Source organism: Roseiflexus sp. (assembly GCF_057785375.1).
Window position 1 is genome coordinate 1 of the sequence record NZ_JBYNRX010000009.1, and the last position, 14,353, is coordinate 14,353.

Consider the following 14,353-nt stretch of genomic DNA (forward strand, 5'->3'; position numbering starts at 1 on the left):
CGGGACCGGGACGCTTGTTGACCGGCGAGAGGAGTTCGATGGCGGTCACCAGCGTCTCATCGAGCACGGAACGGATTTCGATGCGCGCATAGCGGGTAGGGATTTCCGCCGGCGCGACGCCGGTGAGGGTCGGCGCATCGACCAGCGTCGCGGCGGTGGCGGCAGTGGCGGGTTGCCGCTCATACACCCCGATGTCGGGAACCAGCGCGCGGCGCGGCGCCGCAATCTCGATCTGCTCCAGCGCGACGTAGGGCGCAATCTGCGCGATGTACCCCGGCGCAATCTGCGCCTGCAAGTAGTCGCGCATCGCCGTAATCAGCCCGGTGTGCACATCGGGCCAGAGGGTCGAGCGCTCCAGATAGGGGTCCATGCCGGGAAATGGCGGTTCCATAGGCGCCTCCTGACACAGGCATGATAGCATAGAATGCGGCAATTCACTTCATTGACGAAATGGCGCAGCAATGCTATACTTACGTTTGCATCGCGTCATTCCGGCGCGGTTTGTTGTTCTGTACCGTCGTGTATCGAAAGGAGCGCTGCAATTAGAGACCGGCTTCGTATCAACAATCGCATTCGCGCCCGCGAAGTGCGCTTGATTGACGAGAATGGCGCACAGGTCGGCATTGTCCCGATCCGCGAAGCCTTGCTGATGGCGGAAGAGCGCGGGCTTGATCTGGTTGAAGTCGCGCCGAACGCCGTCCCGCCCGTCTGTCGCATTCTGGACTACGGCAAGTTCCGCTACGAGCAGTCGAAGAAAGAGCGCGAGGCGCGGAAGAACCAGAAGCAGGTGGATATCAAGCAGATCCGGCTGGAACCGAAAACCGACGAACACGATCTGGATGTCAAAGCCAAGCAGGCGCGGCGCTTTTTGCTGGACGGCGACAAGGTCAAGTTCAATCTGCGGTTCCGCGGTCGTGAGATCTTCCATCAGGAAATCGGGCTGGAAATGCTGGAACGCATGGCAGAGGAACTGCGCGACATATCGGTTGTCGAGCAACGGCCGACGATGGAAGGGCGGGTTTTGACGTTGTTGCTGGCGCCGAACCAGAAAGCCAGAACGCAGGCGCAGCGTGAACGGCAACAGCAGGCTCCTCGCCCCGCAACCCAACCGGCGCCAAAGGTCAGTGTGCCCGCGTCCGATGCAGCGCCTACCGATCAGGCTGACGAAGAGGAATAAACGCATGCCCAAGATGAAGACGCATAAAGGAGCGGCAAAACGGTTCACCCTGACGGGGACCGGGAAAATGGTGCGCTCCCCCGGTCGTCGCGGACACTTCCGCCGCCGGATGGCGCTGCGTATTTTGCAGCATCTCGATCGGACGTTTGAAGTGCATAAGACGGTTCAGCGCCGCCTGCGCCGTGCATTGCCGTATATCGCAAAGCATAGCCGTTAGAAGTGCGTTTGTAGATTAAGAATCAGGTGTTTGTTATGGCCCGCGTTAAACGTGGCGTGATGGTGCGTAAGCGCCATAAGAAATTGCTCGAGCAGGCGAAAGGGTATCGCGGCAGCCGCAGCCGTCGTATCAAAGTGGCGCGCGAAACGGTGATGAAGGCGCTCTGGTATGCTTACCGCGACCGGCGCAACCGCAAACGCGATTTTCGCCGTCTTTGGATTGTACGTATCAATGCCGCTGCTCGCATGCACGGCATGTCGTACAGTCGCCTGATGAACGGCCTCAAGCGCGCCGGTATCGCACTGGATCGCAAGGTGCTCGCCGATATGGCCGTGCGCGACCCGGCGGCTTTCGGGCGCGTCGTCGAACAGGCGCAGCAGGCGATGTGATTACCAGCCCGGCGAATCAGCATGTTAAACGGATCCGCTCGCTGGCTGCCGACCGTCAGGAACGTCGCCGCGAGCGGATGTTCGTGCTTGAGGGGGTTCGCCTGATCGCCGATGCGCTGGAGAGCGGCGCAACACTGACGCTCGTGCTGTATGCGCCGGAACAGTTGCAGCAGACATCAGCCGGATCGGATCTGCTGCAACGGCTCCAACGCCTGCCTGCCAGTTATGAGGCGACGCCACAGGTGATTGCGGCTGCTGCCGACACCGTCCATCCGCAAGGGGTGGTGGCGCTTGCGCGATGGCCACATATTCCGCCGGAAAAACCAGGGCTGGTGCTGGTGATCGATGCCGTGCAGGACCCCGGCAACCTGGGGACGCTCTTGCGCAGCGCCGAGGCGGTGGGAGTGGCGCAGACGCTCTGCAGCGCCGGTACGGTCGATGTGTATGCGCCCAAGGTGGTGCGCAGCGCGATGGGAGCGCACTTCCGCCTGTCAATCGAGCAGGATGTGCGCTGGGACGAGATCGGCGAGCGCCTGGCGCAGGTCGATCATGTCTACGCCGCCGAACCAGACGCTCGCATGCCGTACTACGCCGCCGATTGGCGCCAGCCGTCGGCGCTGTTGGTCGGGAACGAAGCGCACGGGTTGAGCGATGCTGCACGCCGGCTTGCCACCAAACAGATTACCATTCCCATGCGCGGCAAAGCCGAGTCGCTCAATGTTGCAGTGGCGGCGAGCGTGATCCTCTTCGAGGCGCTGCGGCAACGCACGCTGGGACGCAGTTAGATTTCTTTCAACAGGCTGTGACGAAGCGAGTAGGCGGGAGACGACGAACAGAGAGCGATGGTCGAAGGGTGTGAGCCGTCGCCGTGACGCCCCGCTGAAGTTCCCTTCCGAGCCGCGACGGGGAAAGGAAGCGCAGACCGCAATCGTCGTCTGCGCAGGCACCGAGTAGTCGTCGCCGGTCGCCCTCCGCTATCGGGGCTATGAGGGCGGGGTCGCCATAGGCGATTCCGCCGAAACAGGGTGGTACCACGGGCCACGCCTCGTCCCTGGCGAGTGCGTGGTTTTGTTGTTGAATGGAGGCAGAAGAGCATGTCGCTGATCGATCAGTTGAATCAACTCGAGCACGAGGCGCTGGCGGCGCTGGCGCAGATCACCGATCTGACGGCGCTCACCGAGTGGAAGAACGCCTACCTGGGTAAGCAAGGGGCGCTTTCGCGTCTGAGTCGGGGGCTTGGCGCCCTGCCCGCAGACGCACGTCCGGCTGCCGGGGCGCGCTTCAACACTGCGCGCGCCACACTCGAACAGGCGCTTGAACGCGCCGAAGCGCAGTTGAAACGCATGGCGCAGCAACACGCCTTTGAAGCCGACCAGGTCGATGTCACCCTCCCCGGACGCGCGCCTGCCGTCGGACGGTTGCACCCCACGACTCAAATGCTGCGCCAGATTTATGCCATATTGGGAGAGATGGGGTTTCAGGTCTGGGAAAGCCCGGAAGTCGAAACTGACGAGTTCAACTTCCAGTTGCTCAACATGCCGCCAGACCATCCGGCGCGCGATATGTGGGATACGTTCTACGTCGAGACAACGCCTGGCGACGCGACGCTTCTGTTGCGCACCCATACGTCGCCGGGGCAGATCTATGCGATGCGCGCCAATGCACCCAAACCGGTGCGCGCCATTCTCCCCGGCAAGTGCTATCGCTACGAACAGGTCACTGCCCGTCACGAGATGCAGTTCTATCAGGTTGAAGGGATTGCGGTCGGGGAGCAGATTTCGTTTGCCGATCTGAAAGGGACGCTGGTGGCGTTCGCCGAACGGTTGTACGGCAAAGGGGTCAAGACCCGTTTCCGTCCCAGTTACTTCCCCTTCACCGAGCCAAGCGTCGAGTTTGATATCGAATGCTTCCTCTGCGGCGGTACGGGATGTCGGGTGTGCAAGCATTCGGGATGGCTCGAAATCCTGGGCGCGGGCATGATCCATCCGACGGTGCTGCGCAATGGCGGGTACGACCCGGAGAAGGTCAGCGGGTTTGCGTTTGGGATGGGTCCGGAGCGGATGGCAATGCTGCGCTACGGGATCGATGACATTCGCTGGTTCTTTAGCGGCGATGAGCGCTTCCTGCAACAGTTCTGATGAAAACGCACTCACTGCTCATCGTGCTGGTTGCGCTCTTTCTGGCGCTCTGCGTCCTGTACAATCTGGCGACGCCGCCTGGTGAGGGACCGGACGAACCGGGGCACGCGGCATATGTGTTCTTCTTGGCGCGCGAAGGAAGACTGCCGGTGCAGTGTCTGCCGCTATGTGTTAGTGACGTGCCGGGATCGGGGCATCATCCGCCGCTCGCCTATCTGCTGGCGACTCCGGCAGTGCTCTGGCTGCCGCAGTCGTTGCGCACGTTCGACCTGCCCGGCAACTCGCGTTTCACCTGGGCAGGCGGCGATCAGGTGAATGCTGCTGCGCACGGGAGTCGTGAGCAGTGGCCCTGGGACGCGCAGGTGTGGGCATGGCGCCTAGCGCGTGGCGCGTCGAGCCTGGCGGGTGCGGCAACGGTCATCTTGACATACCTGACGGTGCGCGTGTTGCACCGTCACACCGATAGCGCGGCGAACCGCGACGCAACAGCGCTACTGGCGGCGGCGCTGGTCGCGTTCAACCCGCAGTTCATTTTCATCTCGTCGCTGATCAGCAACGACGCGCTGCTGGCGGCGCTCGGGGCAGCGCTGCTCTGGCTGGTCGTCAGCAGTCCGCGGTCGCTGCTGCGCGCCATGCTGATCGGAGTGGTGCTGGGGCTGGCGTTGATCACCAAACAGAGCGCGTTGATTTTTGTGCCGTTCGTGTTCACATGGGGTGTGACGGGGGGGGTGGGCGCGGCGACGGATCGCGGGGCAACCGCAGGTCGGGGCGACCCGGCGGGTCGCCCGCAGGTGATGATCGCGGTTCTGGTGTTTGGCGCGGCGCTCGTCGGTGGCTGGTGGTACCTGCGGAATTGGCAATTATATGGCGATCCGCTCGGTTTGCAGGCGTTTCAGGCGGAATTTACCACGCAGGCGTTTGAATGGACAAACCCGGCAGCCTGGATGGGCGCATTGACGACCCTGTACGAATCGTTTTGGGCGCGCTTTGGCTGGATGAATCTTCCGGCGCCGCCATGGACGATGGTGGTGTACGCTGCGTTGCTGGCGGCAGCGGTCGTCGGATGGGTGTGGACCCTGGTTCGCTCGAATGCAGTGGCGTGTCGGTGGACCTGGCAACTGGCGGCGCCGCCCCTTCTGGCGCTGGCATGGGTCATAAGTTTCGCCTTTACCGCCGGATTGGTCGCCTGGCAGGGGCGTCTCCTGTTCCCGTCAATCGCGGCGATTGCGGCGCTCCTGGCGTGCGGGTTGAGCGTCTGGCTCCGCCGGCGTGTGTTGGTGAGGCTCTTCATCGTTGGGATGGCAGGCATTGCAGCCTGGCTGCCGGTTAGCGTCATTCAGCCGGCGTATCCGCCTCAGACCCTCGCTGCATCGGCGGCGCACGCCTGGGAGGGGAATGAGACGTATGCGCGTTTCGCGCGTTCTACCGAACCCGGCGCGGTGATCCGTCGCTGGCGACTCGAGGGAACGCCGCGTCCTGGCGCAACAATTGAACTCACGCTGCTCTGGCACGCATTGTCGCGCCAGGACCACGACTGGTGGACGTTCGTGCACCTGGTCGATGCCGACCGCCGGATTGTGACGGAGGACAACCGTGAGCCGCGCGATGGCGCGTATCCCATGTCGCAGTGGGTCGCAGGAGATTGGGTCGAGGTGCGTTATACGCTCGCCATTCCTGCCAATCTTCCGCCTGGCGAATATGCGCTGTGGGTGGGGCTGTGGGACCCGGCGACTGGACGGCGCGCGGCGTTCTTCGATGATGACGATGTGTCTGATCCTGAGAGCGATCATGTCGTGCTGACCACCCTGATGATAACCGGACGATAAGGAGTTCATATGCGCGTTCCTCTATCCTGGCTGAAAGAGTTCGTTGACATCACCCTGTCGGTCGAAGAACTTGCCGAGCGACTGACCCGCGCAGGGCTGGAGTGTGAGGGGATCGAGCGGATTGGCGTCGAAGGCGCCGATCTGCCGTGGGATCCGGAGAAGATCGTGATCGGCAGCATCCTGGAAGTGCGGCAGCATCCGAATGCCGACCGTCTGGTGCTCGCGGACGTGGACTACGGCGCCGGCGCGCCGCACACGGTCGTCACCGGCGCGCCCAATCTCTTCCCCTACAAAGACAAAGGGCGACTGCCGCAGCCGCTCAAGGGGGTCTTTGCGCGCGAAGGCGCAGAATTGTACGACGGTCACGCCGAGGGTTGGGTGAAAATGCGGCTGAAGGGGCGACCGGTGCGCGGCATCATGTCCGACGCCATGCTCTGCTCGGAAAAGGAACTTGGTCTGTCTGAGGACCATGAAGGCATTCTGATCCTGCCGGATGATGCACCGGTCGGGGCGCCGTTGCGCGACTACCTTGGCGATGTGGTGCTGAAGTTCGATGTATTGCCGAATATGGCGCGCTGCCTGTCGATCCTCGGTGTGGCGCGCGAAATCGCGGCGCTGACCGGCTCACCGCTGCGCATGCCGGAGATGACCGTCGTTGAGGATGGTCCGCCGGTCGAAGGGCGCGTCCGGGTGACAATCGAGGAACCGGACCTCTGCCCGCGTTTCACGGCCACCTTGATCGAAGGGGTCACAATCGGACCGTCGCCGCTCTGGATGCAGCGCCGCCTGGCGATGGCGGGCATGCGCCCGATTAACAACATCGTGGACATCAGCAACTATGTGATGCTTGAGCTTGGCGGACCCAACCACATGTTCGATGCCGACCAGGTGACGGATCAGCACCTGATCATTCGCCTGGCGCGCCCCGGCGAGCGTCTGGTGACGCTTGACAACAAAGAGCACAATCTGGATGCTTCGCTTGGCGGCGGGATGCTGCCGCTGCTGGTGTGCGATCCGCACGGACCGCTCAGCCTGGCGGGGGTGATGGGCGGCGCATCGAGCGAAGTCAGCGCCGCGACGACTCGCGTTCTGCTGGAAGTCGCGGTGTGGGACCCGACGATCATCCGGCGGATGGGAACTGCGCTGCGGGCGCGTTCGGAGGCGTCGAAGCGCTTCGAGCGCGGCGTGGATTACGAACTGCCGCCGCTGGTGCAGCGCCGCGCGCTGTCGCTGCTGCAACAGATCGCGGGCGGCAGGGTGGCGCAGGGGATGGTGGACAACTACCCGCGCCCGTGGCAACCGGTGACCCTTGATCTGACGCCGCGCGAGGTGCGCCGGATCGTCGGCATTTCGCTCAGCGCCGCCGAGATCGCCGATCTGCTGCGTCCGCTGGGGTTCGCCTGCGATCTGATCGACAACGGTGCAGCGGTGCGGGTCACGGCGCCGAGTGTGCGGCGCGATATAACGATGCTTGCCGATCTGTGCGAAGAAGTGGCGCGCATATACGGGTATGACCGCATTCCTCTGTCATTGATGGCGGACGCGCTGCCCGAACCGCGCAACAACCCATCGCTGGAACTGGAACTACGGGTGCGCGATCTGTTGGCAGGCGCGGGATTGGACGAAGCAATCACCTACTCGCTGACCAGCATGGCAGCAGTTGCAGCGGTCAATCCGGCGGATGCCGACGCTTCGCTCTACCTGCGGCTGGCAAACCCGCTGACCCCGGAGCGCGAGTACCTGCGCCGGTCGCTGCTGCCGACACTCCTGGATGCGCTGGCGCAGAACCTGCGCGAACGCGAGCGGGTGCTGCTGTTCGAGATCGGTCGTGTCTACCTGAAACGCGCCCTCGGTAGCGACGATCCACGTCCCGCAGAGCCGCGGCGGCTGGCGCTGGCGCTGGCAGGACGGCGTTATGAGCGCTCGTGGCATATGCCGGACGAGACGGTGATGGATTTCTTCGATCTGAAAGGGATTGTGGAGGTGTTGCTGACACGCCTGAACATCGCTGGTGTGCAATATGTCCCACTCACCGACGACCCGCGTTTCCATCCCGGGCGCGCGGCGCGGCTCGAACGGGATGGAAGCGTGCTCGGCGTCATCGGCGAACTGCATCCCGATGTCTGCGAGCGCCTGGCAATTGCCGCGCCGCGCGCGATGGCTGCCGAACTCGATCTCGAACTGATCGGTGCGCTGGTTGAGTCGGCACGCTACCGCGCCATCTCGCGCTATCCGGCAACCACGCAGGACCTGTCGCTGGTGGCGGCGGTCGAGGTTCCGGCGGAACGGGTTGCAGCGACTATTCGCAAATACGCTGGCGCGCTGCTCGAGTCGCTCACCCTTTTCGATGTGTACGAAGGCGAGCAGGTTGGCGCCAACAAACGCAGCCTCACCTACCGCCTGGTGTTCCGTGCGCCGGACCGCACCCTTAACGATGCCGAGATCGCCAAAATCCGCCAGAAGATCGTGCGCGGGCTGGAGTACGACATCGGCGCAACAATCCGGGGGTAGGAGAAGGTTGAAGGTGAGGAAGGTTGCAGGTGGGAAGGTGCGAGGGTTAAGGGTGAGGAGGCAGGAGAGACAGTGCACCGCACCGTCGCCGAATCGTTGCATTTGAACATAGGAATGTTGACGCCGTTATAGGACGACGCAGCGGTCGCCGGTACCAGTGGTTGTCCCGCACCCGGAGAACCGCGCCACCGTCGGGGCGACCCGGCGACACGCAGGATCGCCAACGTAGGGGCAACCCCCTGTGGTTGCCCCATCCGTCCCTGCCCGCCGGCGGCGCGTGGCGGGGCAGGCACGGGGGACCTGCCTCGACGAATGCGGGTGTGGTGGCGGTAGGGGCGCCCGTCGTGGGCAGGCACGGGGGCCTGCCCCTACCAATGCGGCGGTTGTGGCGGTAGGGGCGCCCCTTGGGGGCGCCCGTCGTGGGCAGGCACGGGGGCCTGCCCCGACGAATGCGGATGTGGTGGCGGTAGGGGCGCCCAACTGTGTCCCATCATTGCATCCCGTCGTTGTCCTGCCCGTAGGGGCGACCCGCGCCGTCATCGGGGCGACGCGGCGGGTCGCCCCTACCTGTGATTACTCCACGATTGCAGGGCATTGCCATCGTCGGCGCGCCCTTCGTGATCGCCCGGCCCTGTCATCGCCCCGCAACCCTCTCACTTTGCGCCTCGCACAAGTGTGCGGATATGGTACAATAACGCTAGGCAGAGTCGCACAACCGCCGCGCCGCGCCTGGCAACCGCACGTACCAGGGAGGACCTGTATATGACACAAACGACTATCCCCGCAGCGCCGCCGGACGCTGCGCCAGCCGACGACTCCTTCCGCTACGGCTGGCGCTACGTGCCACGTCCGACCCCCGACGATCCCCATCACTTCGAACAGGTTCCGCTGACGCTGGAGGATGTCCTGCACCCGGAAGCGGGAGATTTCATCGTGCACAGCGACCGCCACGAGACCGACCGGATGTACCTCACCGAAGTGCTGCGCGCCCGCCTGGAGCAATCCGGCGCAGCGATTGTGTTGACCGATGTGCGCATTGCGTGGGATATTCCCGACCTGCGTCCGCACAGACCGGATGTGACGGTCATTCCCGGCGTGCAGGAACGCCAGAACTGGAGCACGTTCGAGGTGGCGGTGGAGGGAGCGCGTCCGGCGCTGATCATCGAAATTACTTCGCTGGAGACGCGCGTGAATGACCTGGAGCGCAGGGTGGAGCATTACGCGCGCGCGGGGGTGGCGCAGTACGTGATTGTGGACGATCTGAGTCGCGGTCGTCGGGAGCGACGCTTGCGCCTGCTCGACTACCGGCTGGAGGGAGGGGCATACCGGTTGCATCCGCCAGATGCTGCGGGGCGGGTGCATCTGGCAATCGCCAACCTGTGGCTGGGCATCGAGCGGGATCACGTTGTCTGCTACGACGAACACGGCGTACCGTTCGGTAACTACGCGACTGTCGTGTGGCAGGCGGCGCAGGAAGCGGAGCGGGCGCAGCGCGAAGCGGAGCGGGCGCAGCGCGAAGCGGAAGCGCGTGAAGCCGAAGCACGCGCGCGCCTCAAAGCCGAAGAACGGGCGCAGCGCGAGGCGGAACGGGCGCAGCGCAAGGCAGAACGGGCGCAACGCGAAGCGGAAGCGCGCGAAGCCGAAGCGCGGGCGCGCGCCGCGGCCGAAGAGCGGCTGCGCGCCCTCGAAGAGGAACTGCGCCGTCTGCGCGGCAGATGACCGCTACCTGCGCTCACGCAGCGCCGCTAGCAGTTGCTCGACAGGCGCCAGCGCTGCAATCAGGCGGTCGCGCTCGTCGAGCGGAAGAAATGCCATCTGACTGGTTGGAAGCGCTTCGATCAACTGGATCGCGCGTTCGCGCACAATATCGGCAGAGAGTGGGGTCTGTGGGGATACGGTACGCCGCGCCAGGCGCTGGAGGAATTCCTGTACTGTTGACTGATCTCCCGGCAGCGTGGGCCAGCGGTCGGCATCCGCCCAGAGTGGCAGGTCGCGCCCGGCGAGCGCCAGGCGGATCTCGCGCTGCTCGTATGCCGTCGTCAACACATCGAGCGCCTGCACCGCGTCGCTGTCGGTCAGCCAGTGGGTGTTCGCCGCTACCACCGCCCAGCGTCTCCCGCCAATCGTGTTCGCCAGCAGGTCGAGGTGCCAGACCAGTGGAACGGCATCAGGCGACGCCAGGTGGCGCCATAGTTCATCGTCGCCTTCGGCGGCGAGCGCAGCAGCGAGTGTTTGCAGCAGACGCAGACCCGGTCGCGGTTCGATGTCGGGCGGTGCGGCGGCATGCCAGATGACCTTCTGTCCGTGGGTGTGGAGGTGCGCGGCAAGCGCGGCGGCCAGCGTGAACGATGCTTCGGGGTCGCCCCAAATGAGCGCCAGACCATCGCGCCGTAGCGATGACACGTACAGGTCGAGTTCGGCTTCGTAGCCGGTGGTTGATGCAGATGGCGGCGCATACAGCTGCGCCGGCGGCGCCGGCGGCGGCAAGGCTTCGATAGCGGCAGGCAACAGAGATGCAAGGCGCTCCAATGCCTCGCGTTTGGCGCGGCTGTAGGTGCTCGCGCTGAGCGCCAGCGCTTCCTGGAGATCGGTGCGCGCCTCGCCCGCCTCGTATTCGCCCGCGATGATCAGGTAGTGCCGCCAGCGCGGGTCGTTCAACACCGGACCAGCATCGTCCGACGGACGCAGTTGTTCAATGGCGGTGCGCAGCGCCATTTGCAGGCGACGTCCGCGCTGTTGAACATCAGTTTCATCGGTCAGGAGCAGTTTTGCCAGATCGCTGCGCCCCAGCGTGAGCGGCGGATCTTCAGGAAGTGCGCCAAGCGCCTCGCGCAACAGACGCACCGTGGCGTTGTGGGATCCTGCACTGCTCTCCTCGTCGCGCAGTCGTGCGAGCAAGCGGTAGAAGGTGCTGCGCGGCACATCGAGAACCCCTTCGTTCCGCAATCGCGCCTGCACCCTGCGCCAGAGTACATGTGCGGACAAACCCGGTTCAGCGGCAAGTTCTTGACGAAGAATACGTGCCAGGGGGCTGTTGCGCGCAAAGTGCCCTCCGCCGCGCTTGCGACTTTTGAGCGCTGCCAGACCGCCGCGCCGAAAGGCTTCGCGCAGCCGCCGGAGACTCTCGCGGCTGACTCCAAATGTGCGCGCCACTTCCCCCGGCGAGCGCCCTTCGCGCAGCAGGGCAACCAGCATGCGGTACCGTCGCAGCGCCGCCTCGTCGTTGCCGAATCGCTCCGCCAGGTCTGCACTGGTCAGGCGGGGGAGTTCGAGTTCGGGTGTTGTCCCTTTCACGCAACGACTCCGTCTTTGATCTCACAAAGGTGCGAAGGCTCTGCTTAATGCGACTGTCGCTTGTCGCTCGCCTACCCGCCAGAGCGTTTATCGCAACGATTGCTGCTCCTTATGGCTCACACAAAGGCGCGAAGGCGCAAAGGTTCTTAAGTGATAGATCCTCCGCTCTTTGCGTCTTTGCGTCAATAAGCGCACCCACAGGCGCGAAGGCGCAAATGACAACGATCCACCATCAACAGAGTCTGAATTGATTCTTTGTGCCTTTGTGCCTTTGTGTGAGCTTATTTGAAAGGCGCTGCCCCTAGCTGTGCTTGACGATCATCTCGGCGTTGCTGTAGAGCGCATAGATCAATGGCAGCACATTGCGTTTGTCGCGCAGATACTCGCGCCGCATGTCGCGCAGCAGGTCGCCGAGGCGCGTGTTGCCGGCAGCGAATCGGCGCAGGAGCGCCGGCGCAAACTCGGCGGCGAAAAAGACGGGCATCAACACTTCCGTTCCGATGACGCCGCGCGCGCCGCGCCCGATCAGGTAAGGAACCAGCCCGTTGTACAGTTCCGGCGACAATTCGGCGCTCTCGCAGGCGTTGAGCACCACCAGCGGCGCACTGTCGAACCGCTCCAGGTCCAGACCGGCGTACAGGTTCATTTCGTCGAGTGTGATCGCTTCGCCGTTGATGCTCAGGTAGGAGTCGCCCAACCCATATTCGATGCCGGTTGCCGCATCCTTTTCGCCCGGCGAGCGGCTGACCGCGTGCCCATAGAAATAGATGATCTGGGGAATATCCTGGGAACGGCTGAGCAGATCGAGGAACTTGTTGCGGTTGTCGTACTCGGTGACTGTCACCCTGTCGATGCCGGGCAACACCTGGCGCTGCTCAGCGATGATCGGCGCGTTGAATTGTGTATCAATCGTCTGGTCGAACACAAACCCCACGCGCAGCCGATCCGCGGCATTGATTTCGGGCGCGAAGGCGGAAGGCTGACGCGCGCTGAACTGCGGCGTGTATTCGATGATATGGCGGTAGCCCCAGAATCCCAGCGGATCGACCGGGTCGGATGGTTTGAAGGGCAGGGCGTAGACCAGCGACCAGGGGAAGGCGAAGCGTTCCGCAATCACGTTAATGCGCAATTCGCGTTCGGCGGTTGTCGCGCGCAGCAGATGACCCATTTCTTTCCCCTGGTCGCCGCTGCCGGGAGTGAAGAACAACGAGCGGAAGAGCAGATCGCCGATCTGCCGCAGATCGCGCAGCGCTTCCTGGTGGATCGCCTCCGGGATCGTTGTATCCTTCAGTTGGTAGGCATAGACATTGCGCGGTGTGTCGAGCTTCTTGACGATTTTCTCCAGGAACGCGGCGCGCGCCTGGCGGATGGCGTCAACGATCTCTTTCTCCGCCAGGTTCAGGCGCGCGACGGTATACCCGCTCCCCAGCGAGAGAATGAAGGTATAGCCGGTCGTTTCGCGCACAATGATCAGGCTGGCGTCGGTTTCGGCGGGATACGCGAGCGGGCTGCTCATCGTCGCAGCGGCAGCGGCAAGGGTCAACCCGCTGGCGCGCACCGGTTCGGCTGGCAGGTCCGCCAGCGCCGCATCGCCAATCGCCACCTGCGCGACGATCTTCTGGAACGGCTTCTGGTTGAGCGAGAGAATCGCCGTGATTTCGCCAATCCCTTGCTTGATTGGCTCGATGATGAAACTGGCGATATTCTTCGAAACCCCGCCGCGCGGGAAGATGATCTTTTGCTGGGGAATGCCGTACATCTTGAAGAAGGCGCTGTCGGCGACCAGACGCACATCCACCTCGATCTGCGCAGCAGTAGTCATCTGTTCCGCCTGCTCGACGCCTCCAGCCCGCACGCGAGCGCTGGCGAGCGGCGCTGCAACATTCACATTGACGGCGTACATCCCGCCGATTGCCAGCGCTTCTTCCGGCGGCGCAATGCGCGTCAGGGTCCTGCCGCCGCCGGCGATCTCCGCCTCTCGCTGCAACCGCTGCTCGATCCAGAGATTGAAGACCCGGTCGTCCTGCGCAGCAGCGACTTCGTTGAGCAGCGCCGGGGCCGGTGACCGCTCGGCAGGGGACGGTTCAGGCGTAAGACCTCCACCGCGTTCGACATCCGTGATCTCTTCGGGCAACGCTGTAGCGGAACGCGGGAGATCAGGCTCAATGTCGTGCATGTCGCCGCCATCGCCAGCCATCTCCGGCATCGCTGACGCCATTCCGTGGCGGAACGGATCGAAGGCGACCTCTCCAGCCGCGAGCATTTCCTCGAACACGACGCCGTAGATGGCGTCGTGTTCGAGCACAACGACGCGCCTGCCGGGGTGACTGTCGCGGATGGTGCGCGCCTCGTAGGTGGTGGTCGCCTGGCGATCCAGCCCCTGCACGGGGGTCAGGCGCTGGATCAGGGTCGCCAGCGGAACCTCCGCCAGTTTGGCGGCGACGTGTTCTTCTGGTTCCACATAATCCGGCGGCAGGGACATCGCGGCAAGTTCGGGGAGCGTCCAGCCGCGAATGTCCTGGTAGCGCATCAGGCGATGGACAATCTCCTCGACCTCGATCCAGCGCGCGACGATGAAGGTCCAATCGGCGAGCGGCGCAACGACGAAGCGGTACAGGCGATCGTTGTGATCCGGCGGCAGCATGGCGTGGATCTGCCACAGCGGCGCCGTCTCTTCAGCAACCAGGCAATCGCTGATCGGCATCAGGGTGAGTTTGTTCAAATCAATGGGCATACAGCATCAATCCTTCCCGCCAGTAAAATCTAACCACAGAGACACAGAGGGCGCAGGGCAACCTTTG

The 14,353-nt window shown here is 63.8% G+C and carries 11 protein-coding genes; 8 read left to right on the top strand and 3 right to left on the bottom strand.

Annotated elements, in window-relative coordinates:
* Window positions 1-391, bottom strand: a 391-nt coding sequence (locus tag AC3EA7_RS01510) for a DUF4058 family protein (protein WP_488612256.1), incomplete at its 3' end; no start/stop codon positions are given.
* Window positions 392-586: 195 nt separating this feature from the next.
* Here AC3EA7_RS01510 and infC point away from each other — a divergent pair.
* The 8 genes from infC to AC3EA7_RS01550 all read left to right on the top strand — a co-directional run bounded on the left by infC (window position 587) and on the right by AC3EA7_RS01550 (window position 9,977).
* On the top strand, window positions 587-1,177 hold the full coding sequence (infC, locus tag AC3EA7_RS01515) for a translation initiation factor IF-3 (protein ID WP_488612257.1): 591 nt from the start codon (window positions 587-589) through the stop codon (window positions 1,175-1,177).
* 4 nt (window positions 1,178-1,181) lie between these two features.
* The gene (locus tag AC3EA7_RS01520; RefSeq protein ID WP_488612258.1) at window positions 1,182-1,394 is read left to right on the top strand and encodes a large ribosomal subunit protein bL35; all 213 of its coding nucleotides are present in this window, start codon (window positions 1,182-1,184) and stop codon (window positions 1,392-1,394) included.
* Between the two features lie 35 nt (window positions 1,395-1,429).
* A complete protein-coding gene (gene rplT / locus AC3EA7_RS01525; protein ID WP_488612259.1) occupies window positions 1,430-1,783 on the top strand; it encodes a 50S ribosomal protein L20 in 354 nt (117 codons plus the stop codon).
* Complete coding sequence (locus tag AC3EA7_RS01530) at window positions 1,780-2,568, top strand: TrmH family RNA methyltransferase (protein WP_488612260.1); 789 nt, start codon at window positions 1,780-1,782, stop codon at window positions 2,566-2,568. The genes rplT and AC3EA7_RS01530 overlap by 4 nt, the downstream gene beginning before the upstream one ends.
* Window positions 2,569-2,877: 309 nt before the next feature.
* Window positions 2,878-3,921 (top strand): phenylalanine--tRNA ligase subunit alpha, encoded by a 1,044-nt coding sequence (gene pheS, locus AC3EA7_RS01535; RefSeq protein ID WP_488612261.1) that lies wholly within the window; start codon window positions 2,878-2,880, stop codon window positions 3,919-3,921.
* On the top strand, window positions 3,921-5,747 hold the full coding sequence (locus AC3EA7_RS01540; RefSeq protein WP_488612262.1) for a hypothetical protein: 1,827 nt from the start codon (window positions 3,921-3,923) through the stop codon (window positions 5,745-5,747). Before pheS ends, AC3EA7_RS01540 begins: the two co-directional genes overlap by 1 nt.
* A 9-nt stretch (window positions 5,748-5,756) precedes the next feature.
* Window positions 5,757-8,258, top strand: a complete 2,502-nt coding sequence (gene pheT, locus AC3EA7_RS01545) for a phenylalanine--tRNA ligase subunit beta (RefSeq protein ID WP_488612263.1) — start codon at window positions 5,757-5,759, stop codon at window positions 8,256-8,258.
* A gap of 762 nt (window positions 8,259-9,020) precedes the next feature.
* On the top strand, window positions 9,021-9,977 hold the full coding sequence (locus AC3EA7_RS01550; RefSeq protein WP_488612264.1) for a Uma2 family endonuclease: 957 nt from the start codon (window positions 9,021-9,023) through the stop codon (window positions 9,975-9,977).
* Between the two features lie 3 nt (window positions 9,978-9,980).
* On the opposite strand, the gene AC3EA7_RS01555 is transcribed toward AC3EA7_RS01550, so the two are convergent.
* Both AC3EA7_RS01555 and AC3EA7_RS01560 read right to left on the bottom strand, forming a co-directional pair.
* Window positions 9,981-11,552, bottom strand: coding sequence for a helix-turn-helix domain-containing protein (locus tag AC3EA7_RS01555; protein WP_488612265.1), 1,572 nt, complete (start codon window positions 11,550-11,552; stop codon window positions 9,981-9,983).
* Window positions 11,553-11,853: 301 nt separating this feature from the next.
* The gene (locus AC3EA7_RS01560) at window positions 11,854-14,286 is read right to left on the bottom strand and encodes a CHAT domain-containing protein (RefSeq protein ID WP_488612266.1); all 2,433 of its coding nucleotides are present in this window, start codon (window positions 14,284-14,286) and stop codon (window positions 11,854-11,856) included.
* Between the last annotated feature and the right edge of the window lie 67 nt (window positions 14,287-14,353).